Genomic DNA, 20,822 nt, shown 5'->3' with positions numbered 1-20,822 from the left:
CCCGGCCGGGCGTCGATGCTGCTACCGGGCCGAGCGGAGCAGGCGTACCCGGCCGGCCAGCTGCACCGCGACGGCCCGGTCGGCCCGGCCGATGGCGGGCCACCGGCGGTGGCGGGGGGCGGTCGTGCCGTCGTAGCGGTGGGTGGCCTCCCGGGCGGCCAGTTCCTCGGCCCCGAGCGCCGGCAGGGCATGGCGGGTGTGTAACGCGCGGGCCAGTTCCCAGCCGTCGCGTAGACCACCGAGGTTCGGCCGGTCCGCCGCCCACTCGACGAAGGCGGCCGGCCATCGCCGGCCCAGCCCGGCGGCCAGCAGGGGCCAGTGGCGTGCCACCTCCCCGGCGCGTTTGCGCAGCAAGGCGGCTCGGGCGGCGGCCAGCGGGGCCGGTGCGAAGCCCGGCGGTGGGGGCCCACCGGCCACCAGGGCCGCGACGAGTTCCGCCTGCCGTGCCGCCAGCGACCCGGTGGCCGGAGTCGGTAGCTCGCCGGTGGAGTCCGTGCCGTCGACCGGAGGAGCGCTCATGTCACCAGGGGAAAGCCGGTGGCGGCGGCCACGGCGTCCAGTTCGGCGCGGAGTTCGGCGGCGGGCGGGTAGTGCCCGTCGCGTTCCAGCAACACCGCCGGTGGACGGCGTCGCGCGCACAACTCGGCTAGCAGTTCCAGCACCGGCGGGGGCACCGGATCGGTGTGCGTGTCGTGGTAGAAGCCACCCTGCTCCGCACCGCCGGCCACGTGCAGGTACGCCACCCGTTCCAGGGGCAGCCGATCCAGCAGGGCCAGCGGGTCGGTGCCCCGGTTGCGGGCGTTGGCGTGCACGTTGGCGATGTCGAGCAGCAGCAGCGCGTCCGTACGGGCCAGGATCTCGCTGAGGAAGGCCGCCTCGTCCAGTTCGTCGTCCGGCCAGTCGAACAGCGCCGCGATCGGCTCCAGGGCGATCGGCACCGGCAGTTCGGCCTGGGCCCGCGCGACATTGGCGCAGACCGCGTCGACCGCCTCCCGGGTGCGCGGCAGCGGAAGCAGGTGCCCGGCCTCCATTCCGCCGGCCCGGACGAAGGCGATGTGCTCGCTGACCAGCGGCGCGGCCAGCAGTTCGGCGACCGCCGCCAGGTGGGCCACCCGGGCCGGCTCGACCGGCTCGGCCCCGCCGAGGGAGAGCCGCACCCCGTGCGGTACGACCGTCACCCCGCGCTCTCGCAACTCGACCAGGGCCTCAGGTGGCGGCCCGGCGGTGGGCACCGACTCGGCGATCACCTCGACGAACCGTAGGCCGGGCAGCTCGGCGACGAACCCGGCGATCTCGGGCCGCCAGCCGATGCCCACCCCCTGCGGACCGGTCATCCGCCACACCCGCCGCCACCACAGCCGCCGCCACCGCCTCCGCTGTCACTGCTTCCGCTTCCGCCCCCGCAACCGCCGCCACCGCAACCCCCCGCCGTACTGCCGCCCCCGGTCGCCATCGCCTGGCGTTGGATGTCGGCCTGTTGGGCGAAGGTCGGGTCCATCAGCCAGATGGTGCCGGTGCCGTAGAGGGCTACCGCCATCGCCACTCCGGTCGAGCCGTAGACGGTGTACGCCGGTTTCGAGGCGGGTGCGAGGTGGCGGTTTCGGTGCCGGAGGCCGAGCAGGGCCATCTTGGCCGCCCGGGTCTGGCGGGGCACCCGGAAGAACAGGATCATGGTCAACACCGCCAGCGGCCCGACGATGAACACGAGGTACCACACCGGACGGTCGTTGGCGACGCCGGCGGCGATGCGGGCGACCCCGAGCGCCACCAGTGCGGCCAGCAGCAACGCTCCCAGGCGCAGCCTGGCCCGCCGGTCCGAGCCGACCAACAGGTCGTGGCGGGCCAGTCCGTCGCGCAACTCGTCGAGGGCCCGGCTCACCCACTCGGTAGAGCGCAACTGTCGGGCGGGGACGTGCTGGCCGGCCGCGTAGTGCACCGCGCGGTCGAGGGGAGTGGCCCCGGCCGGTAGCGGGCCTTCGGCGATGAGCGCGCCGCGGTCCTGCACCCCGAGCGCCCGGTGGCTGCGCAGGCTGCTGACCGAGGACCAGATCGCCCGGTCGGGCCCGTCGTTGAGGTACGCGACCTGCTCAGGGGTGAGCTGATCGGCGGAGGGCGCGGAGCGGCCGGCCAGGGTACGCCGCCGGTGGATCAGTACGCCGATGACCAGTACGACAGTGGCCAGCAGGTAGAGGATCAGGAAGGTGCGACTGGGAACACCCCAGGTGTCGAACTCTGCGGTGGGCGCCATCATGGCCGGCTCCTGTCGGGCGAGGGGGAACGCGCTTCATTGTGCGGCGGCGGTGCCAGTGGTCGATGGGTGCCGATGCGCAGTTACCCCGTCGTTACCGGCGGCGTACCGCCTCCTCGACCATGTCGAGCACCGGGCCCAGGTCACCGGCCGGTCGCCCCATGGCCAGGTGCAGCACCAGCCCGTCGTAGGCGAGTTCGAGGAAGCGGGCCAGCACCTCGATCGGAATGTCGTCGCGCAGCACCCCGGCGTCGCGTTGGCGTGCCAGACGGTCCCGGGTGGCCTCGGCGATGGCCTCGGACCGTTGCGCCCAGCGCTTGGCGAAGGCCGGGTCGGTACGCAGGCGGCGGGAGACCTCCAGTTGGCTGCCCAGCCAGCCGGTGGTGTCCGGGGAGACCGCCCGGGCCAGCAGGTCCCGCATCACCTGCACCAGGCCGTGCCGGGCGACCGTGGCCACCATCGCCGCCGCGTCGTCCTCGGCCACGGCGAGGAACAGCGAGTCCTTGTCCCGGAAGTGGTGGAAGATGGCCCCCCGGGACAGCCCGGTCGCCTCCTCCAGCCGGCGGACGGTGGCGCCCTCGTAGCCGTGCCGGGCGAAGCAGGGCCGTGCGGCGGCGAGAATCTCCTGCCGGCGGGCGTCGAGCTGATCCTGACTTACTCTGGGCACAGTCCGATCGTGTCAGCCCACCAGGGGGAAGGCAAACCGTACGTACGGCTTGGTTTCCTGGTCGAGGCGGCAAGGCGCCCGGTCCTGACCCGAGTCCGTAACATTGCGACCTGTCGGTCGGCTACCCGATTACCGTAGGGTTCCCGAGTGCCACTGCTCCTGCTGGACCTGGACAACACCCTGCTCGATCGGGCCGGGCCGTTCCGCATCTGGGCAGAGCGTTTCCTCGACGGCATCGGGGCCCCGCCGGGGGACATCGAATGGCTGCTGTCGATCGATGCCGACGGCCTCACCGACCGGTGGGATGTCGCGGACGCCATCCGGGACCGTTACCGACTGCGCATTCCCTCCATCGACCTGGTCGAGGAGTTGCACGACGGGGTCGTCGAGTTCACCCGACTCGATCCCCTGGTCGCCTGCGCGTTGCGCATCGCCGACGGCGCCGGCTGGATGCCGGTGGTGGTCAGCAACGGAGCGGTACGCCAGCAGGACGCCAAGATCCGGCGGACCGGACTGGACCGGTACGTCGCCGACTGGGTGATCTCGGAGGAGGCCGGGGTCAGCAAGCCCAATCCCCGGATCTTCGCGCTGGCCGCCCAGCGGGTCCGGATGCCGCTGCGCGGTGCCTGGGTGATCGGTGACGGCCCCGAGGCGGACATCGGTGGCGCGACCGCCGTCGGTCTGCCCAGCATCTGGCTGCACCGGGGACGACGCTGGAGCGACACCCGCTTCGCCCCGACCGTCACGGTGGACACCGTGATCGCCGCGGTCGCCGCCGTCATGGGGGCGTGACGGGCGGTCGGTGCGAAATACGGTTGACGCGGGCTCAGGGCACCGCGAACATCGTCTGCGCATCGTGCATCCGGGCGTGCGCCCGGTCGAGGAGAGGGGGTCGGTCATGGCCGTCTTCGCAGGTCACTTCCTGCCTCCAGTCACCTCGACCAAGGGATATCAGCGCAGTGCGCGATCACGACTTCTCGGCGCGGGAGCGCCACCCCCGCGGCAAGCGCCGCTTCGACGACGATGACGAACCGTACTTCCTGAAGCGCGGGCAGGCCGGCGTCTCCGTACCGGCCGAACCGGCCGACGAACCCGATCCGGAGACCGGTGCCGTCTGGTCCTCCTGGGACGACGCCCTGCACGGCCCGCAACCCCATCCGGCCTGGCTGGTCACCGATCTGGCCGCGAAGGACACCGAGTTGGGGGTGCTCAAGACCGGTAAGGAGGCGGACGTCCACCTGGTCCGCCGGGCGGTACCGGGCACCGACCGCTCCTGCCTGCTGGCGGCCAAGCGGTACCGCGATCCCCGGCACCGGCTGTTCCACCGGGACGCCGGATACCTGGAGGGACGCCGGGTCCGCCGGTCCCGGGAGATGCGGGCGATGACCGGCCGGACGGCCTTCGGTCGGCAGATGATCGCCGGGCAGTGGGCGGCGGCGGAGTTCGCCGCGCTGGCCCGGCTCTGGGAGATCGACCAGCGGTACGCGACGATCGCGGTGCCGTATCCGGTGCAGTTGCGGGGGACCGAGCTGATGCTGGAGTTCCTCGGCGACCCGGACACCGGCCGGGCCGCTCCCCGGCTGGCCGAACTGCGGCCGGCCGCGGCCGAGCTACGCGGGCTGTGGGAGCAACTGGTCGAGGCCCTGACGGTGCTGGCCCGGGCCGGGTACGCCCACGGCGACCTGTCGCCGTACAACCTGCTGGTGCACGCCGACCGGCTGGTGCTGATCGACCTGCCGCAGGTGGTGGATGTGGTGGCGAACCCGCAGGGACGCGACTTCCTGGCCCGGGACGTCCGGGTGGTCGCCACCTGGTTCGTGGCCCGGGGGCTGCCGGCGGGCCTGGCCGACCCGGTCGTGCTCACCGAGGCGCTGGCCCGCGAGGCGGGCCTGCGCTGAACCCCCGGCCGCGCTGACCCCTGCGCTGAAACCCCGGCTCCGGGTGGTGGGACGGAAGCCACCCGGAGCCGGTGCGCCGCTACTGGAGGTACCGTTCGACCTCCTCGGTCGGTCGGGGGCTCTGCGCCTCCGGATCGCCGTGCGCCTGCCGGGCGGCCCGGCGGCGGCGTAGCAGATCCCAGCACTGGTCGAGGGACTCCTCCAGCTCGCGCAGCCGGGTCCGGGTGGTGTCGTCCGTGCCCGCCTCGGTGGCCTGCGCGTCCGCGCGCAACCGGTGCTCCTCGTCGACCAGCTCGGAGATCCGGCCCAGGATGGTCTTGTCGTCCATCCCCTGAGCCTGGCACAGCGATACGGCCCACCGCCTGAATTCACCCGGGCGGCGTGGCTCGATCGCCGGCCGGACCGGCCCGCACCCCGAGGCGCGGGGATCCCGACCGTGCCATGCCGGACATGACGTAGATCACCCTATCCGATCTGATCCGTCGATCGACGGCCCGTGTGCTGACGGATACCGGCAGTGCCGTCGTCTCGTCGATGACCCCATCTGAGCTGGGCAAACGCGCTGCGGCCAGGTGGACGGGGTGGTCCTTGGGTGGGCGGGGATGCCGGAACGCGGCGGCGGAAGGCCGTCGGGCCAGGCGAAATCCGTTCTGGACAGCGGGAATGTCGACCATGAAGATTTCTCGACACGCGACTAGTGAGGGATACCACTGCGATGTCATGCTCTTCGCAATCGTGGCATTCCAAAGAGTAAACCCACACCCCGGGGAGTCTGTGCGAGTGGGAAACAACCACGCGACAAATGTCCAAAGCCGACGCGCAGAGTCGGTACCGCTGCGACACGTCCTGCCGGGCCTGTTGCGCGATCCGGCCCGCGCCCTGGTGGAGTGCGGCGAACGGTCCGGCGGCGAGGTCGTGCGGCTGAACCTCGGCTCCTTCCGACCGTTCCTCGTCACCCACCCCGAACACCTCCAGCGGGTGCTGCGGGAGCGGGCCGACAACTATGTGCGGGCAGGGGACGGGCTCCAGTGGCGGCCACTCAAGCGGCTGTTCGGCGAGGGCATTCTCAGCGACGGTGAACACTGGACCAACAGTCGACAGATTCTCCAGCCGTTGTTCACCGCCCGGCGCATCGACGGGCTGGTCGACCGCCTGGCCGTGGCGATCGAGGAGTCGATCGACGAGCTGGCCGAACCGGCCCGCTCCGGCCAGTCGGTGGACATGGGCAAGGTGCAGGCCCAGGTGGTCTGCTCGGCGATCATGCGGGTCTTCTTCGCGGACAAGATCTCGGTGTCGGACGCCATGCAGATCATGGAGGCCCAGGACGCCATCGCCTGGTCGGTGATGCCGCGGATCCTGGTGCCCTGGGCGCCGTTGGCCGCGCCGATGCCCGGTGACCGGACCTTCCGCCGCTCCGTGCAACTCATCGACGACCTGCTGATGCCGACCATCCGGGCCGCCCGAAAAACCGCCGAGGCCGACTCCGACGACATCATCTCCACCCTCTGGCGGGGACGCACCGAGGACGGCGGCCGGTTGGACGAACGCCAGGTGCGCAACGACACCGTGGCGATGGTGGCCACCACCACGGAGACCACCATCAGCGTGCTCACCTGGCTCTGGCCCCACCTCGAACAGGACCCGGAGATCTCCGACCGGCTCTACGAGGAACTCGACCGGGTGGTCGGCGACCAGCCGGTACGCGGGCAGCACCTGCGCGAGCTGCGCTACACCCGGCAGGTGCTCGACGAACTGCTCCGGCTCTATCCGATCGGCTGGCTCTTCCCCCGGATGGCGGTGCAGGAGGACACCCTGGGCGGGGTGCGCATCCCGGCCGGCTCCACCCTGGTGGTCAGCCCGTTGATCACCCAGCGGATGTCGCAGTTCTGGGACCGGCCCGAGGTCTTCGATCCGGACCGGTTCCGGCCGGAACTGGTCCGCGGCCGGCCCAAGTACGCGCACTTCCCGTTCGGCGGGGGTCCGCACCAGTGCATCGGGATGCACCTGTTCTACCTGGAGGCGACCCTGATCGTCGCCACCCTGCTCAGCCGGTACCGGTTCCGGTTGAGCCGCCCGGCCGTACCCGGGATCAAGGTGGCCGCCGCGCTGCGTCCCCGGGACCGGGTGGAGGTCACCCTGCGGCCCGTGGCGGGTGTAGCGGCGTGAGTCTGGTGACCCAGTCGCCGCCGGACACCGGCGGCGACCAGATGAGTGTGGCCGCGGAACAGGGACGCATCTGCGCCCTGGCCGCCAAGGGCCAGCGGGACCTGGCCGAGGTCGCCGCCGGCTACCCGGATCTGTTTCCCGCCAAGCCGTTCGACGCGACCCTGTTCGGCAACGTGGCCATGGCCATCGCCTTCGGCGCGCCCTGGTGCGAGGTGGCTCAGCTTCGACTGACCAACCGGGCGGTGCTGTGGGGGTTCGCCCTGGACTGGCAGGTGGACCACGAGGCGGGTTCGCGCGACGAGATCGACCGACTGGCCGCCCGTTGTCTGGCGGTGGCCGACGGTGCCGCCCCGGAATCCGGGGACTCCCTCGGTGCGTTCCTGGCCGAGCTGCGTGACGAGCTGGCCACCGTGCCGGCCTTCGCCGAGTACGGCCACCACTGGCGCCAGGAGACCGACAAGGTGCTCACCGCCATGGCGCGGGAGTGGACCTGGAAGCAGATCCCCGACCAGCTGCCCGGCTTCGAGGAGTACCTCGACAACGCCGACAACCTGGCCTGCACGGTGGTCAATGTCGTGCACTGGATCCACACGGCCGACCCGGCCACCCTGACCCACCTGGACGCGATGCTCACGGCCAGCGACTGCGTGCAGCGGATCCTGCGGCTGGTCAACGACCTCGGCAGCTACGAGCGGGACCTGCGCTGGGGCGACCTCAACGCCCTGCTGCTGGTGCCCCGGGCCGAGGTCGAGCAGCGCATCGCCGAGCTGGTGGCGCAGGCCCGCGACCTGCTGGCGGCGCTGCGGGAGAACTGCCCGGTGCAGGCCGACTACCTGGCCCGACAGATCGGCTTCAGCAGCGGCTTCTACCGGTCCACCGACTTCTGGGGGGTGCCGTGACAGCACCGCCCCTCACCGTCGTCGCGGTGGCGCAGCCGACCCTGGCCGAGGAGGTCGGTGCGCTGCTGGCGCAGTTGGAAGCACAGCCCCACGGGCAGGTCAGCACCTCGGTCTACGAGACCGGGCGGCTGGTGGCCGACACCCCGTGGGTGGCCGGGCATCCGCAGCGGCTGGCGTACCTGCTGGCCGAGCAGGGGGAGGACGGCGGCTGGGGTCCGGCCGGCGGGTACGCCCTGGTCCCGACGGCTAGCGCGGTGCAGGCCCTGCTCGCCAGCCTGGTTCGGTGCGATCCGCCCGACCCGGCCGGACCGGACCGGGCCGCGGTCGCCGCCGCGGCCACCCGGGGGCTGGTCGCGCTGGCCCGGTATCTGGGCGAGGGTACCGCCCTGCCGGACACCCCGGCCGCCGACCTGATCGTGCCTACCCTGGTGGCGCGGATCGACACGGACCTGCTCGCCTTGGCGGGCGACCCGGCCCTGACCGGGGCACCCGCCGCGTTGCCCCGGGTCGACCGGCGTCGGGTGGAGGCGGTCGACGCCCTGCTGGCCGGCGGCCGACCGGTGCCCAGCAAGCTGTGGCACGCCTACGAGGTGCTCGGACCGGCCGCCGCCGCCCGCACCGAGGTCGCCCCGATCGAGGGTGCGGTCGGAGCCTCGCCCGCGGCGACCGCGGTGTGGCTGAGCCACCGAGGTGCCGAGGACCGGGCCGCCCGCGCGTACCTCGACGCGGTGGTGGCCCGGCACAATGGCCCGGTGCCGTGTTGTGCGCCGATCACGGTCTTCGAGCGTTCCTGGGCCCTGGCGAACCTGGCCCGGGCGGGGGTGCCGGTGCGCCCGGGCGCGCGGCTGGTGGCGGAGCTGGTCGCCGCCCTGGGGCCGGAGGGGGCGGCCACCGGACCGGGGCTGCCCGCGGACGCCGACACCACCTCGACCACCCTGTACGCCCTGGCCCGGCTGGGTCACCCGGTGGACCCGGCCAGCCTGCTCCGCTACGACCTGGGCAGTCATTTCTGCACCTGGCAGGGGGAGGACGGGCAGTCGATCACCACCAACGCCCATGTGCTGGAGACGCTGGGCTGGCACGCCCGCTACACCACCGACGGCGCCGACCGGTACGCCGCCAGGGTCAGGTCACTGGCCGGGTGGCTGCGGGAGGTGCAGCAGCCGGACGGGCTCTGGGTGGACCGATGGCACGCCTCGCCCTACTACGCCACCTACTGCGCGGTGTCGGCGCTGGCCGCGTACGCGCCGCCGGAGGTGGCCCACCCGGCGATCGATCGTGCCGTGGACCGGATCCTGGCCACCCAACGCGAGGACGGGGGTTGGGGGCGTTGGTCCACGACCACCGAGGAGACCGCCTACGCGGTGCAGATCCTGTTGGCCGGGGGCCGGCCGATCCGACCGGAGATGACCGCGGCCGTGCGCCGGGCATTCGCGCAGTTGCATGTCAATCGGCTCGACCATCCTCCATTGTGGCACGACAAAGACCTGTACGCGCCCATTCTCATTGTCCGGTCGGCGGTGATCGCAGCGCGGAAACTGGCTCATGCGGCGGTGCCGACATTCAACCAGGCTTTGCCGGCCACACGGGAAGCGGGGACCGGGTCAGGCATGATCACGACCGCTTGAGTTGGCGCGGTGACGCTGTTAGCGTGCGCCGGGGTCGATGTGCGTGACGCACTGCTGACCGACCGATCAATTAGCTCAGTGCCAGGGACGGTGTAATGGGTTCCCGCAGTTCGAATCTGCGTACCAAGGTCGTGGCTCTATTGGCCTCGCTGGTGGCACTCTGGGGCTTCACCGCCTGGGTCACCGTCCGAGAGGGAGTCAACCTCGTCGGTGTGCAGGCGCTCGACGCCCGGGTGTTCGACCCCACCGAACCGCTGCTGATGCAACTGCAGTTGGAACGCCGTACCTCCGTGGTCTACCTGGGACGGCCGGACGAAGGCGGGCGCACCGAACTGGCGCAACTGCGGCAGCGCACCGACGAGGCGGCGGCCGATTTCGTCGAGTCGACCGACAACTGGCAGGTGCGTCTGCTCGGCAGCAAGGATCTGGAGGAGCGCATCACCGCCCTGAACCGGGGATTGGCCGCGCTGTCGGAAACCCGTGATGCGGTCGACCAGCGCAACATCGGCCGGGGTGAGGCCATGACGGCGTTCACCGAAGTGATCGAATCGATCTACGGCGTCTACGACGAACTCGGCAACCTGGATGACGACGAGGTGGCCGAGAACACCGCACAGCTGATCCGGCTCAACCGGGCCAGGGAACTGGTGTCCCAGGAGGACGCCCTGCTGGCCGGAATTCTGGCCGCCGGCCGAATCACCCAGAACGAGCGGGCGGAGTTCACCCGCGTGGTGGGTGCCCGGCAGTTCCTCGCCGAGCAGGCGGTCACCCAGCTGCCCGCGGCAGATCAGCGCCGTTACGAGCAGATGATTGCCGGCGTCAATTTCACCCGGCTGGCCAATCTGGAAAACCAGATCATGCTCGCCTCCGGAACGTCGCGCCTGCCGTTCGACAGCCAGGAGTGGAACGAGATCTCCTCGGCCGCCCTGGTCGAGATCGGCGACGTGGTGCTGGCCGGTGGTGACGAGATCGTCAAGCGGGCCACCCCGGTCGCGATCGGCGTGGTCGTCCGGCTGGTGCTCGCCGCCGGTCTCGGCCTGCTGGCCGTCATCGCCTCCGTGGTCGTCTCGATCACCACCGCGCGAGCCCTGGTGCAGCAGCTGCAACGGCTGCGCGACGCGGCCTTCCAACTGGCCAACGAGCGGCTGCCCAGCGTGGTCGAGCGGCTGGGTCGTGGTGACCAGGTGGACGTGGCCAAGGAGGCCCCACCCCTACAGTTCGGTGACGACGAGATCGGCCAGGTGGGTAAGGCCTTCAACGTCGTGCAGGAGACCGCCATCCGTACGGCGGTCGAACAGGCCGAGCTGCGCCGGGCGGTCCGGGAGGTCTTCCTCAGCCTGGCCCGGCGTACCCAGGCCCTGGTGCACCGCCAGCTGACCCTGCTGGACGCGATGGAGCGGCGCGAGCACGACGCGGAGGAGTTGGAGGACCTGTTCCGGGTCGACCACCTCGCCACCCGGATGCGGCGTAACGCGGAGAACCTGATCGTGCTCTCCGGCTCGACCCCGGGCCGGGCCTGGCGACGCAGCGTGCCGATGGTCGACGTGATCCGCGGTGCGGTCGGTGAGGTCGAGGACTACACCCGGGTCACCGTGCTGCCGGTCGGCGGGGTGTCCCTGGCCGGACGGGCGGTCGGTGACGTCATCCACCTGCTCGCCGAGCTGATCGAGAACGGGCTGTCCTTCTCCCCGCCGCACACCAACGTCGAGGTCCGCGGTCAACTCGTCGCCAACGGGTTCGCCATCGAGATCGAGGACCGCGGTCTGGGCATGACCGAGGAGGACCTGGCCGCGGCCAACCACCGGATCGTGGACCGGTCCGAGCTGAACCTCGCCGACGCCTCCCGGCTGGGCCTCTACGTGGTGAGTCGGCTGACCGACCGGCACGGGGTGCGGGTCCGGCTCAAGGAGTCCGCGTACGGCGGCACGACCGCGGTGGTGCTGATCCCGAGCAACCTGATCATCGTCGACGGCAGCGAGCCGCAGAGCGTCGCCGGGCCGGGCACCGATGGCGCGGTGCGCGGCGGCGAGCCGGTGCCGGCGATCACCGCCCAGCGGTCGGGCGCACCGGTGGCCCTGGCCGCCCCGGCGCTGCCGCCCGCCCCCCGCCCCACCCGCGAACCGGTGGCCGACACCGAGGCCGAGCAGGGGCAGCCGGGCGGAGTCGCTGCCGACACCCCGGTGGAGGTCCAAACCGACCCCGAAGGTGGGCTGCCGACCCGGTCACGACGTCGACCCGGGCACTCCGCCCTGGACGGTCCGACCATTCCGATCAGTGTGCCGGTCGCCAGCCCGCCCGCGGGCGGATCCGGGCTGCCGCGTCGTCCGCTGGACACCCGGCCCGCCGCCGCACCCGCCCCGGCGAGTTCCCCGGCCGGCAGCGTGCCGGCGACCGCCGAGCCGGGCGAGACGGCCCCGGCCGAGTCGACCCGCACCGAATCGGGCCTGCCGGTCCGCATCCGGCAGGCCAGCATCACGCCGGCGTTGCGCGCCGAGTCTGAGGCCGCGGAGGAGGACGAGGACGTGATCCGCGAACCGGAACAGGTTCGGCGAATGATGAGTTCGTACCAGACCGGCACCCAGCGCGGCCGTACCGACGCCGCCCGGCTGCTGGGTGGTGGCGGTCGGTCAGGCGACACGGACGAGTCTGACGACGCCGACCAACAGGAGTCCTGACCGGGGTGCCGGTCGTGCGGCGATCCGCCCGACCGACGGTCAGGACCAGATGAGCACGGCGATGAGCCGGGGGAGAAGAGGACGACGAAGTGGCGCAGAAGACGGCTTCGAGTGCCGACCTGACGTGGTTGCTGGACGATCTGGTCGGTCGGGTCAAGCAGGCCGAGCACGCGGTCGCACTGTCCGCCGACGGTCTGCTGATGGCCTCGTCGCAGGGGCTCAGCCGCGACGACGGCGAGCACCTGGCGGCGATGGCGGCGGGAATCCAGAGCCTGGCCCGGGGCGCGGGGAAGCGGTTCGGCGGTGGTCAGGTGCAGCAGACGATCATCGAGATGCAGTCTTCGTTCCTGTTCGTCACAGCCGCCGGTCGCAACGCCTGCCTGGCGGTCCTGGCCAGTGAGGACGCGGACGTGGGGCTGATCGCGTACGAGATGGCCATGCTGGTCACCCGGGTAGGCAAGTTCGTCGCGTCGCCGACACGATCAGCCGAACAGACCAACGGGGAGAAGTAACCCACATGACGGTGCAGGGAGAGTCCGCCGACCACCAGTGGGTGGACGACCATGCCGGTCCGGTGGTCCGCCCGTACGCGGTGACCGGCGGCCGGGCCCGCCCGGTCACCGGCACGTTCGATCTGATCTCGCTGGTGATGGCGACCCGGACGGACGTCTCACCGGAGGTCGGGTTGGGCCCGGAGCACCTGGCGATCGTCGGTTTGTGTCAGCGGATGCAGTCGGTCGCCGAGATCGCGGCGCATCTTGACCTGCCGGTCGGCACCGTGCGGGTCCTGCTCGGCGACCTGGTAGCGCGCAGCCTGGTTCAGATCCGGGAGCCACACAGCACCGTCGGCATACCCGACAACAGCATCTTCGAGGCGGTTATCAATGGACTACGGGCACTCTGAGCGGCCGTCGGGCGCGGTCGCATTGCCCACGGCGATCAAGATTCTGGTCGCGGGCGGATTCGGGGTGGGCAAGACCACGCTGGTCGGCGCGGTCAGTGAGACACGCCCGTTGCGGACCGAGGAGGTGCTCACCGAATCCGGGGTGGGCATCGACGACCTGTCCGGGGTCGAGACCAAGCGCACGACGACCGTGGCGATGGACTTCGGTCGCATCACCATCAGCGACGACCTGGTGCTGTACCTGTTCGGTACCCCCGGCCAGGACCGGTTCTGGTTCGTCTGGGACGAGTTGGCGCTGGGTGCGATCGGCGCGGTCGTGCTGGCCGACACCCGACGGCTGGCGGACTGCTTCCCCTCCATCGACTACTTCGAGGGGCGGGGCACTCCCTTCCTGGTGGCGGTCAACTGCTTCGAGGGGGCCCGGCAGTACCGGCTGGACGAGGTGCAGGCCGCACTGAACCTCGACCCGGAGGTGCCGGTGCTGCTCTGCGACGCCCGGCAACGGGAGTCGGCCAAGGAGGTGCTGATCACCCTGGTCGAGCACGCGATGAAGCTCCGCGAGGCCCGGCGCGCCGGCGGCTGAGACCGCGCCGACCCTAGCCGCTGGGCGGAAACGATCGAGGGGCTCCTTCCCCGCACGGGAAGGAGCCCCTCTACGTGTCCGACCGTCAGCTGGCGATCATCCGACGCAGCACGTACTGCAGGATGCCGCCGTGGCGGTAGTAGTCCGCCTCACCGGGGGTGTCGATCCGCACCACGGCGTCGAACTCCACCCCGCTGTCGGTGGTGACCTTGACCGTACGGGGGGTCGAGCCCTCGTTGAGGTCGGTCACCCCGGTGATGGTGAAGGTCTCCGTGCCGGTCAGCCCCAGCGAGTCGGCGTTCTCGCCGGCCGGGAACTGCAACGGCAGCACCCCCATGCCGATCAGGTTGGAGCGGTGGATCCGCTCGTACGATTCGGCGATGACCGCCTTGACCCCGAGCAGCATGGTGCCCTTGGCCGCCCAGTCCCGCGAGGAGCCGGAACCGTACTCCTTGCCGGCCAGGATGACCAGCGGCACCTCGGCGGTCTGGTAGGCCATCGAGGCGTCGTAGATGGAGGTCTGCTCGCCAGTCAGGTGGTTGACCGTGAAGCCGCCCTCGACCCCGGGCACCAGCTGGTTGCGCAGCCGGATGTTGGCGAAGGTGCCCCGGATCATCACCTCGTGGTTACCCCGCCGCGAGCCGTACGAGTTGAACTCGTGGCGCGGCACCCCGTGCGCGGCGAGGTACTCGCCGGCCGGGGAGTCGGCCTTGATCGAGCCGGCCGGGGAGATGTGGTCGGTGGTCACCGAGTCGCCCAGCTTGGCCAGCACCCGGGCACCGGCGATGTCGGTCACCGGGGTCGGCTGCGGGGCCATGCCCTCGAAGTACGGGGGCTTGCGCACGTAGGTGGAGTCACCGTCCCAGGCGAAGGTGTCACCGGTCGGGGTGGGCAGCGACTGCCAGCGCTCGTCACCGGCGAAGACGTCGGCGTAAGCGGCGCTGAACCCGGTAGCGCCGATCGCCGAGGCGATGACCTCCTGGATCTCGGCGGTGCTCGGCCAGATGTCGCGCAGGAAGACCGGGTTGCCCTCGCTGTCCTCACCGATCGGCTCGTTGGCCAGGTCGATGTCCATCGTGCCGGCCAGCGCGTACGCCACCACCAGCGGCGGGGAGGCCAGGTAGTTCATCTTGACGTCCGGGTTGATCCGGCCCTCGAAGTTCCGGTTGCCGGAGAGCACCGAGACGACCGCCAGGTCGGCCTCGTTAACCGCGGCGGAGATCTCCTCCGGCAGCGGGCCGGAGTTGCCGATGCAGGTGGTGCAGCCGTAGCCGACCAGGTGGAAGCCGAGCTTCTCCAGGTACGGGGTGAGACCGGCCCGCTCGTAGTAGTCCATGACCACCTTGGAGCCCGGCGCCAGGGTGGTCTTCACCCACGGCTTGCGGTTCAGGCCCTTGTCCACCGCGTTGCGGGCCAGCAGCGCCGCGCCGATCATGACCTGCGGGTTGGAGGTGTTGGTGCAGGAGGTGATGGCCGCGATCACCACCGCGCCGTGGTCCAGCTCGTAGGTGTTGCCGTCGGTGCCGGTGACCTGGATCGGGTTGCTGGCCCGCCCACCCGAGCCGACCGCGGCGGTGACCAGGTCACGCGGGGCGTCGGCCGGGTCGTTGACGTCGTTGGCGGGGGAGTCGCTGGCCGGGAAGGACTCGGCGCTGGCCTCGTCGGCCGGGCCGGCGGCGCCGAAGGCCTTCTCCTGCGGGGGCACGCCGGGCTTGCGGCCCGGCTCGCCGCCGGTCTCGTCGGCGGCCACGTAGTCGGTGAGCGCCGCGCGGAACAGGGTCTTGGCGCTGCCCAGCGGCACCCGGTCCTGGGGGCGCTTCGGCCCGGCGAGGGAAGGCTCGATGGTGCTGAGGTCGAGCTCCAGGCGCTCGGAGTACTCCGGCTCGGCCGCCGGGTCGTGCCAGAGGCCCTGCTCCTTGGCGTACGCCTCGACCAGGGCGACCTGCTGCGGATCGCGGCCGGTCAGCTCCAGGTAGCGGACGGTCTCGGCGTCGATCGGGAAGATCGCGACCGTGGAGCCGTACTCCGGGGACATGTTGCCGATGGTGGCCCGGTTGGCCAGCGGCACCGCGCTCACGCCCGGCCCGTAGAACTCGACGAACTTGCCGACCACCCCGTGCTTGCGCAGCATCTCGGTGATGGTGAGCACCAGGTCGGTGGCGGTGGTGCCGGCCGGCATCTCACCGGAGAGCTTGAAGCCGACCACCCGGGGGATCAGCATGCTGACCGGCTGGCCCAGCATGGCGGCCTCGGCCTCGATGCCGCCGACGCCCCAGCCCAGCACCCCCAGGCCGTTGACCATCGTGGTGTGCGAGTCCGTGCCGACCACGGTGTCCGGGTAGGCCTGACCGCCCCGCTCCATGATCGTACGGGCCAGGTACTCGATGTTGACCTGGTGCACGATGCCGGTGCCGGGCGGGACCACCTTGAACTCGTTGAAGGCGGTCTGGCCCCAGCGCAGGAACTGGTAGCGCTCCTTGTTGCGGGCGTACTCCAGCTCGACATTGCGCTCGAAGGCGTCCTCACGGCCGAACAGGTCGGCGATGACGGAGTGGTCGATGACCAGCTCGGCGGGGGCCAGGGGGTTCACCTTGGTGGGGTCGCCGCCCAGGTCGCGGACGGCCTCACGCATGGTGGCCAGGTCGACCACGCACGGTACGCCGGTGAAGTCCTGCATCAGCACCCGGGCCGGGGTGAACTGGATCTCGACGTTCGGGTCCGCGTTCGGGTCCCAGGAGCCGAGCTGGCGGATGTGCTCGGCGGTGATGTTCGCGCCGTCCTCGGTCCGCAGCAGGTTCTCCAGCAGGATCTTCAGGCTGTAGGGGAGCCGTTCGTGCCCCTCCACCTGACTGATCTTGAAAATCTCGTAGCTCGCGTCTCCGACGCGTAGCTGGGTCTTCGCACCGAAGGTGTCGAGGCTCGCCACGTCGTACTCCTTCACACCAGCGACCGTGAGTAGTCCTGAGCAGTCTGTCGCACCGGTCGGGGCGCCGCCGTGGTTAGGGGACACTTACCGCCGATTCTCCCTGTCATCAAAACCGTACGTCCGTCTTGCTATGCACGCAACCCAGTGCCACCGTATGGACCCCCTCCCGGCACCCCACCCCGCCCCAACGGGGCGAAGAGAGGGCCAAGGGGGTGGGTTTCTGGGGAGGGGGAGGGGGAAAGCGCGGCGGGTAGGTAGCCGACGATCCAGGGAGGGCCCGTGGGGCAGCAGGGCCGATCCGTCGCCGTACGTCAGCACCCGGCCCCGGTGGCCGGGGCGCCGCTGTGGTGCGACGCGCGGGACTACGGACTACAGGGCGACGGTACGACGAACGACCAGCCCGCGTTGGCGGCCCTGGTGGACCGCCTCGGCGAGGGGTACGCCGCCGACGGGCGGGCCCGGGTCATCTACTGCCCGCCCGGGATCTACTCGATCCGGGACGCCGGCACGGTCTGGCGCAGCGGGGTGTCCCTGGTCGGTGCCGGTTCGGGCGCGACCCGGTTCCTGCTCAGCAACGAGGGCAACCGCGCCGAGCCGACCCCCTTGGCGTACTGGACCACCCTCCAGCACGGCGCGGACCGCGACCGGCACATCGCCGACTGCACCTTCGCCGACTTCGAGATCGACGGCTCCGGCGTGGCCATGACCCAGTACAACTACCTGGCCAAGGGCCTGGGGTTGCAGTACGTCGTACGCGGGGTGTTCCGCAATCTGTACATCCACCACACCGGCGCCACCGGGCTGGGTTGCGACTTCCTCCAGGACTGCCTGATCGACGGGGTGGTCGTGGTGGGTTGCGGCCGACTGGACAACGGCGAGCAGATGGGTGGGGCGGGGATCGGCGTCGGCATCGGCGGGTGGGGTGACGTGGAACGCTGCACCATCTCCAACTGCACCACCCTCGGCAACGGCACCAACGGCATCTTCCTGGAGTTGCAGAAGCCGTACTGGACCCCGCCGCGTGGGTACCGCATCGTCGCCTGCCACAGCCAGGCCAACCGGTTCGGCATCTCCGACTGGGGCGCCGACGGACTGATCGTGACCGCCTGCACCATCACCGGCAACCTGGAGGCCGGCTTCGACGTCTCCGCCAACGGCACGGCCGGTATCGCCGGTCGCGGCGGCATCCTGGCCAACTGTGTCATCGACCGCAACGTCGGTGACGGGATCAGCATGGGGAACACCCCCGGCCCGTACACCATCCAGGGCAACCGGATCAGCGGCAACGGGCGCCACGGCTATCACCAGCACGACCTCGGCACGGGCTACGAGGGCCCGGCCCTGGACATCGTCATCGACGGCAACCAGTTCTGGGACAACGGGCTGGACGGGATCCGGATCGACCGGCCGATGGTGGACACCGTGGTGGTGAACAACCGGATCCGCAACAACGGGCGGCAGTGCGCCCCGGCGGCTGCCGGGTCCGGGGAATCGGTGCACTACGCCCGCCGTGCCGTGACGGACCGGTCGGCGCACTGGCCGATCGACGGCCACCGGGGCAAGGTGCTGCGGGTCGGCACCCGCTACGCGGTCGTGGTCGCCAACACCGACACCGATCTGGCCCTGGCCGACCTGCGGCCGGACGCCGAGAACGCCTGGAACGAGGACGTGCCGCCGCCCGGTGCGGCCTACGAACTGCCCGGCCCGGCCCCGGTACGCGCCGGCATCACCGTGAACTCCGAACTGCGTTCGTCCAGCGTGCGCGGCAACCGGATCTGGGACAACCGCGAGGACCCCACCCAGAGCTACGCCATGTGGATCACCCCGCGGGGCCGCTGCGTGTCCTGCCGGGTCGAGGACAACGACCTGGCCGGCAACGCCGATGGGCCGCTACGGCTGGACAACTCTCCGGAGGGCGGTCGCTGGGACCGCAACCACGTCGAAGTGGACTGAGGGCGTCAGTCCTGCTCGCCGGCCGGTGAGAAGGAACTGGCCTCCGCGTGCCGGTTGCGCAGCCGATCCCGGATCTCCTCCGGTGTGTACGCGCGCCGCCGTCGCTCGGCTCGCGCGATCACCACCCCCGAGGCCGCCACACCGGCCAGACCGGCGAGACCGAGAACCTTCCACCACCGCACCCGTCGCCGCATCCGCTTAGGGTAAACCCTCATGAGCATCAGCCTGGACGACGCGGTCGAGCTGACCCGTACCGGCGACATGTGGCTGTTCCGGGGCCGCAGCGCGCCGGACCGGGCCATTCAGTGGACCACGAACAGCCCGGTCAACCATGTCGGCATGGCGGTGGTGCTGGACGACATGCCACCCCTGATGTGGCACGCCGAACTCGGCCGTTCCCTGCCGGACATGTGGACCGGTACCCACCAGCGGGGGGTGCAGCTGCACGACCTGCGGGACGCGGTCTGCGTCTGGGCCAACCGGTACGGCCAGCGGGCCTGGCTGCGGCAACTCGATCCGCCGGCCGACCAGGAGATGGAGAAGGCGGTGCTGCGGACCATCGCCCGACTGGACGGCACCCCCTTTCCGTCCACCGCCCAGATGGCCTGGCGCTGGCTTCGCGGCCGGGTGCCTGCCCCGCGCCTGCCCCGCCTGCCGCTACCCGCCGCCCTTTCCCGCCCGGTCGCCTCGGCGGAGCCGACCGCCCTGGGTCCGGCCGGCTCGGCGGAGCCGACCGCCCAAAGCACGGCCGCCGCTGACGAGTCGACCCTGGAGAGCGCCTACTGCGCCGAGGTCGTGGCGGTCACCTACGAGGCGATGGGGCTGCTGCCGGCCGGTCGCCGTCCCAACTGGTACGACCCGGGGCGTTTCTGGAGCGGCGATGACCTCGGGCTGCGCGGTGGGGCCCGGCTGGGCAGCGAGATCGAGGTACGGATGCCGGCCCGTTGAGGTTTGGTCGACCGGCCGGTCGGCAACTTCCTGCCTGTGAATGCCTCCACCGATCTCGACGTCCTGACCGAATTCTTCGACCGGTACGGCGTGGCCCTGACCGCCGGTGACCTGCCCGCGATCGCCGGCTGCTACGCCCTGCCGGGGTTGGTGGTCGCCGACACCTACAGCTTCTCGTTCACCTCGCCCGCAGCGGTGGCGCTGTCCTTCGTGGGCGCCGCCCCGGACTACAGCGAGCGGGAACTCATCGCCGCGCACGCCGAGATCGAGCAGATCCAGCACATCTCCGCGCTGCTGACCATGGTGGCCGTCCGGTGGGAGTTCCTGGACAGCCAGGGACGGCAGGTGACGGGCGAACGCTACCGTTACCTGCTGCGATCCACTGACGACGGACCGGCCATCTGCACAGTGATCCGGACCGGCTGACCCTCCGGCCCGCCAGGGCCTCACTGCCGGCTTGGTCGTTCCGCGCCCGGACGCACCTGGCTAGGCTGACCCATCGGTGACCATGAGGGGGCCTGAATGCCGGAGCGGTCGGCGGGCGACGAGGGCGCAGATCGCCACGGCCGGGTGGCCTTGCCCACCGTGATCGGGTCGGCACCATGGGTGGTGGTGCTGGTCGGCGTCGCGGTGCTGGCGGTGTTGCTGGTGGTGGCGACGATGTCCTTTCGCCAGCCGGAACAGCCAACGGCGTGGACGCCCGGTCCGCCGATGCTGCTGCCGACCCAGCCCACCCCGACCCAGGAGCCCAGCGCGACCCGCAAACCCACCCCCTCGCCGAGGGCGACCCCCGGCCCGGCGGTCACTCCGTCGTCGACACGGTCGGCGCTTCCGTCGCGTACGGTGTCGGAGCCGTCGCGCAGGGAAGCGGAACCCTCCGAATCGCCCGATGTCTCTGACCCGCCGTCGTTGGCCGTGGACGCCGGGGAGTTTGCCGCCAGCTATCTGGTCACCTTCAGCGTGACGGACTATTACCGGGCCCGGTTGGTTGTCCACAACGGCACCGATCAGCCGGCTGGATGGGTGGTCGACCTGAGGTTCACCAGCGAGGTCACCGGCGTTCGGGCCGCCAGTGGGCCGGGGGTGTCGATGAGCATCAAGGGAGCGGGCTGGTACCAGCTCAGTGGCACCGGTCTGCTGCCCGCCAGCGGGCGGCAGACGGTGTATCTGCGAATCAGCCGTACCGGAAATCGGAATTACCCGGCACAATGCACGGTCAACGGCTCAGCCTGTGCGATGGGCTGACCGTACAGTCGGGACTGTTGATTGATCGGTCGGGTGCTTCCCGAGTTCTGTCATGATCGTTACCCTTGCCGGGCTGCCCGCT

At 71.0% G+C, this 20,822-nt stretch carries 20 protein-coding genes; 13 read left to right on the top strand and 7 right to left on the bottom strand.

Features of this window, described 5'->3' with window-relative positions; all coding sequences use genetic code 11:
* Positions 1–21: 21 nt before the first annotated feature.
* The 4 genes from ABZ795_RS07770 to ABZ795_RS07755 form a co-directional block, all read right to left on the bottom strand.
* The gene (locus tag ABZ795_RS07770; RefSeq protein WP_357529745.1) at positions 22–519 is read right to left on the bottom strand and encodes a hypothetical protein; all 498 of its coding nucleotides are present in this window, start codon (positions 517–519) and stop codon (positions 22–24) included.
* Complete coding sequence (locus ABZ795_RS07765; RefSeq protein WP_327025008.1) at positions 516–1,334, bottom strand: DUF692 domain-containing protein; 819 nt, start codon at positions 1,332–1,334, stop codon at positions 516–518. The genes ABZ795_RS07770 and ABZ795_RS07765 overlap by 4 nt, the downstream gene beginning before the upstream one ends.
* Positions 1,331–2,251 (bottom strand): TIGR04222 domain-containing membrane protein, encoded by a 921-nt coding sequence (locus tag ABZ795_RS07760; protein ID WP_357529744.1) that lies wholly within the window; start codon positions 2,249–2,251, stop codon positions 1,331–1,333. The genes ABZ795_RS07765 and ABZ795_RS07760 overlap by 4 nt, the downstream gene beginning before the upstream one ends.
* Positions 2,252–2,342: 91 nt before the next feature.
* Complete coding sequence (locus tag ABZ795_RS07755) at positions 2,343–2,915, bottom strand: TetR/AcrR family transcriptional regulator (protein WP_327025010.1); 573 nt, start codon at positions 2,913–2,915, stop codon at positions 2,343–2,345.
* Between the two features lie 147 nt (positions 2,916–3,062).
* On the opposite strand from ABZ795_RS07755, the gene ABZ795_RS07750 reads away from it, so the two are divergent.
* Both ABZ795_RS07750 and ABZ795_RS07745 read left to right on the top strand, forming a co-directional pair.
* Positions 3,063–3,707 carry an HAD-IA family hydrolase gene (locus ABZ795_RS07750; protein WP_327025011.1) on the top strand — a complete coding sequence of 215 codons (645 nt, stop codon included), beginning with the start codon at positions 3,063–3,065 and terminating at the stop codon, positions 3,705–3,707.
* A gap of 167 nt (positions 3,708–3,874) precedes the next feature.
* Positions 3,875–4,813: an RIO1 family regulatory kinase/ATPase gene (locus ABZ795_RS07745; protein ID WP_357529743.1), complete on the top strand. Its 939-nt coding sequence runs from the start codon at positions 3,875–3,877 to the stop codon at positions 4,811–4,813.
* Positions 4,814–4,892: 79 nt separating this feature from the next.
* Here ABZ795_RS07745 and ABZ795_RS07740 read toward each other — a convergent pair whose 3' ends face one another.
* Entirely contained in the window at positions 4,893–5,141 is a 249-nt protein-coding gene (locus tag ABZ795_RS07740) for a DUF2630 family protein (RefSeq protein ID WP_327025013.1), read from the bottom strand.
* A 506-nt stretch (positions 5,142–5,647) separates the two neighbouring features.
* Here ABZ795_RS07740 and ABZ795_RS07735 point away from each other — a divergent pair.
* The 7 genes from ABZ795_RS07735 to ABZ795_RS07705 all read left to right on the top strand — a co-directional run bounded on the left by ABZ795_RS07735 (position 5,648) and on the right by ABZ795_RS07705 (position 13,668).
* Positions 5,648–6,979, top strand: coding sequence for a cytochrome P450 (locus ABZ795_RS07735; RefSeq protein WP_357529868.1), 1,332 nt, complete (start codon positions 5,648–5,650; stop codon positions 6,977–6,979).
* Positions 6,980–7,020: 41 nt separating this feature from the next.
* Positions 7,021–7,878, top strand: coding sequence for a terpene synthase family protein (locus tag ABZ795_RS07730; protein ID WP_357529867.1), 858 nt, complete (start codon positions 7,021–7,023; stop codon positions 7,876–7,878).
* Positions 7,875–9,506, top strand: a complete 1,632-nt coding sequence (locus ABZ795_RS07725) for a prenyltransferase/squalene oxidase repeat-containing protein (RefSeq protein ID WP_357529742.1) — start codon at positions 7,875–7,877, stop codon at positions 9,504–9,506. The genes ABZ795_RS07730 and ABZ795_RS07725 overlap by 4 nt, the downstream gene beginning before the upstream one ends.
* Positions 9,507–9,601: 95 nt before the next feature.
* Positions 9,602–12,181 carry a nitrate- and nitrite sensing domain-containing protein gene (locus tag ABZ795_RS07720; protein ID WP_357529741.1) on the top strand — a complete coding sequence of 860 codons (2,580 nt, stop codon included), beginning with the start codon at positions 9,602–9,604 and terminating at the stop codon, positions 12,179–12,181.
* Between the two features lie 89 nt (positions 12,182–12,270).
* Positions 12,271–12,693 (top strand): roadblock/LC7 domain-containing protein, encoded by a 423-nt coding sequence (locus ABZ795_RS07715; RefSeq protein WP_013734909.1) that lies wholly within the window; start codon positions 12,271–12,273, stop codon positions 12,691–12,693.
* A gap of 5 nt (positions 12,694–12,698) precedes the next feature.
* Positions 12,699–13,085, top strand: a complete 387-nt coding sequence (locus ABZ795_RS07710; RefSeq protein ID WP_327025017.1) for a DUF742 domain-containing protein — start codon at positions 12,699–12,701, stop codon at positions 13,083–13,085.
* Positions 13,066–13,668 carry an ATP/GTP-binding protein gene (locus tag ABZ795_RS07705; protein WP_327025018.1) on the top strand — a complete coding sequence of 201 codons (603 nt, stop codon included), beginning with the start codon at positions 13,066–13,068 and terminating at the stop codon, positions 13,666–13,668. The genes ABZ795_RS07710 and ABZ795_RS07705 overlap by 20 nt, the downstream gene beginning before the upstream one ends.
* Positions 13,669–13,753: 85 nt before the next feature.
* Here the strand turns inward: ABZ795_RS07705 and ABZ795_RS07700 are convergent, their stop codons facing one another.
* On the bottom strand, positions 13,754–16,609 hold the full coding sequence (locus ABZ795_RS07700; RefSeq protein ID WP_357529740.1) for an aconitate hydratase: 2,856 nt from the start codon (positions 16,607–16,609) through the stop codon (positions 13,754–13,756).
* Between the two features lie 264 nt (positions 16,610–16,873).
* On the opposite strand from ABZ795_RS07700, the gene ABZ795_RS07695 reads away from it, so the two are divergent.
* The gene (locus ABZ795_RS07695; protein ID WP_357529739.1) at positions 16,874–18,547 is read left to right on the top strand and encodes a right-handed parallel beta-helix repeat-containing protein; all 1,674 of its coding nucleotides are present in this window, start codon (positions 16,874–16,876) and stop codon (positions 18,545–18,547) included.
* 5 nt (positions 18,548–18,552) lie between these two features.
* Here the strand turns inward: ABZ795_RS07695 and ABZ795_RS07690 are convergent, their stop codons facing one another.
* The gene (locus tag ABZ795_RS07690; protein WP_357529738.1) at positions 18,553–18,762 is read right to left on the bottom strand and encodes a hypothetical protein; all 210 of its coding nucleotides are present in this window, start codon (positions 18,760–18,762) and stop codon (positions 18,553–18,555) included.
* Here ABZ795_RS07690 and ABZ795_RS07685 point away from each other — a divergent pair.
* From ABZ795_RS07685 to ABZ795_RS07675, 3 genes are all read left to right on the top strand, one after another.
* A complete protein-coding gene (locus ABZ795_RS07685) occupies positions 18,761–19,495 on the top strand; it encodes a hypothetical protein (protein WP_357529737.1) in 735 nt (244 codons plus the stop codon). The two genes, ABZ795_RS07690 and ABZ795_RS07685, sit on opposite strands and share 2 nt — an antisense overlap.
* A 36-nt stretch (positions 19,496–19,531) precedes the next feature.
* Positions 19,532–19,921, top strand: a complete 390-nt coding sequence (locus ABZ795_RS07680) for a hypothetical protein (RefSeq protein WP_357529736.1) — start codon at positions 19,532–19,534, stop codon at positions 19,919–19,921.
* 96 nt (positions 19,922–20,017) lie between these two features.
* The gene (locus ABZ795_RS07675; RefSeq protein ID WP_357529735.1) at positions 20,018–20,740 is read left to right on the top strand and encodes a hypothetical protein; all 723 of its coding nucleotides are present in this window, start codon (positions 20,018–20,020) and stop codon (positions 20,738–20,740) included.
* Positions 20,741–20,822 lie beyond the last annotated feature (82 nt).

Source organism: Micromonospora sp. NPDC047134 (assembly GCF_040643455.1).
Lineage (GTDB): Bacteria > Actinomycetota > Actinomycetes > Mycobacteriales > Micromonosporaceae > Micromonospora.
This window is presented reverse-complemented; position numbering and strand designations above follow the sequence as displayed.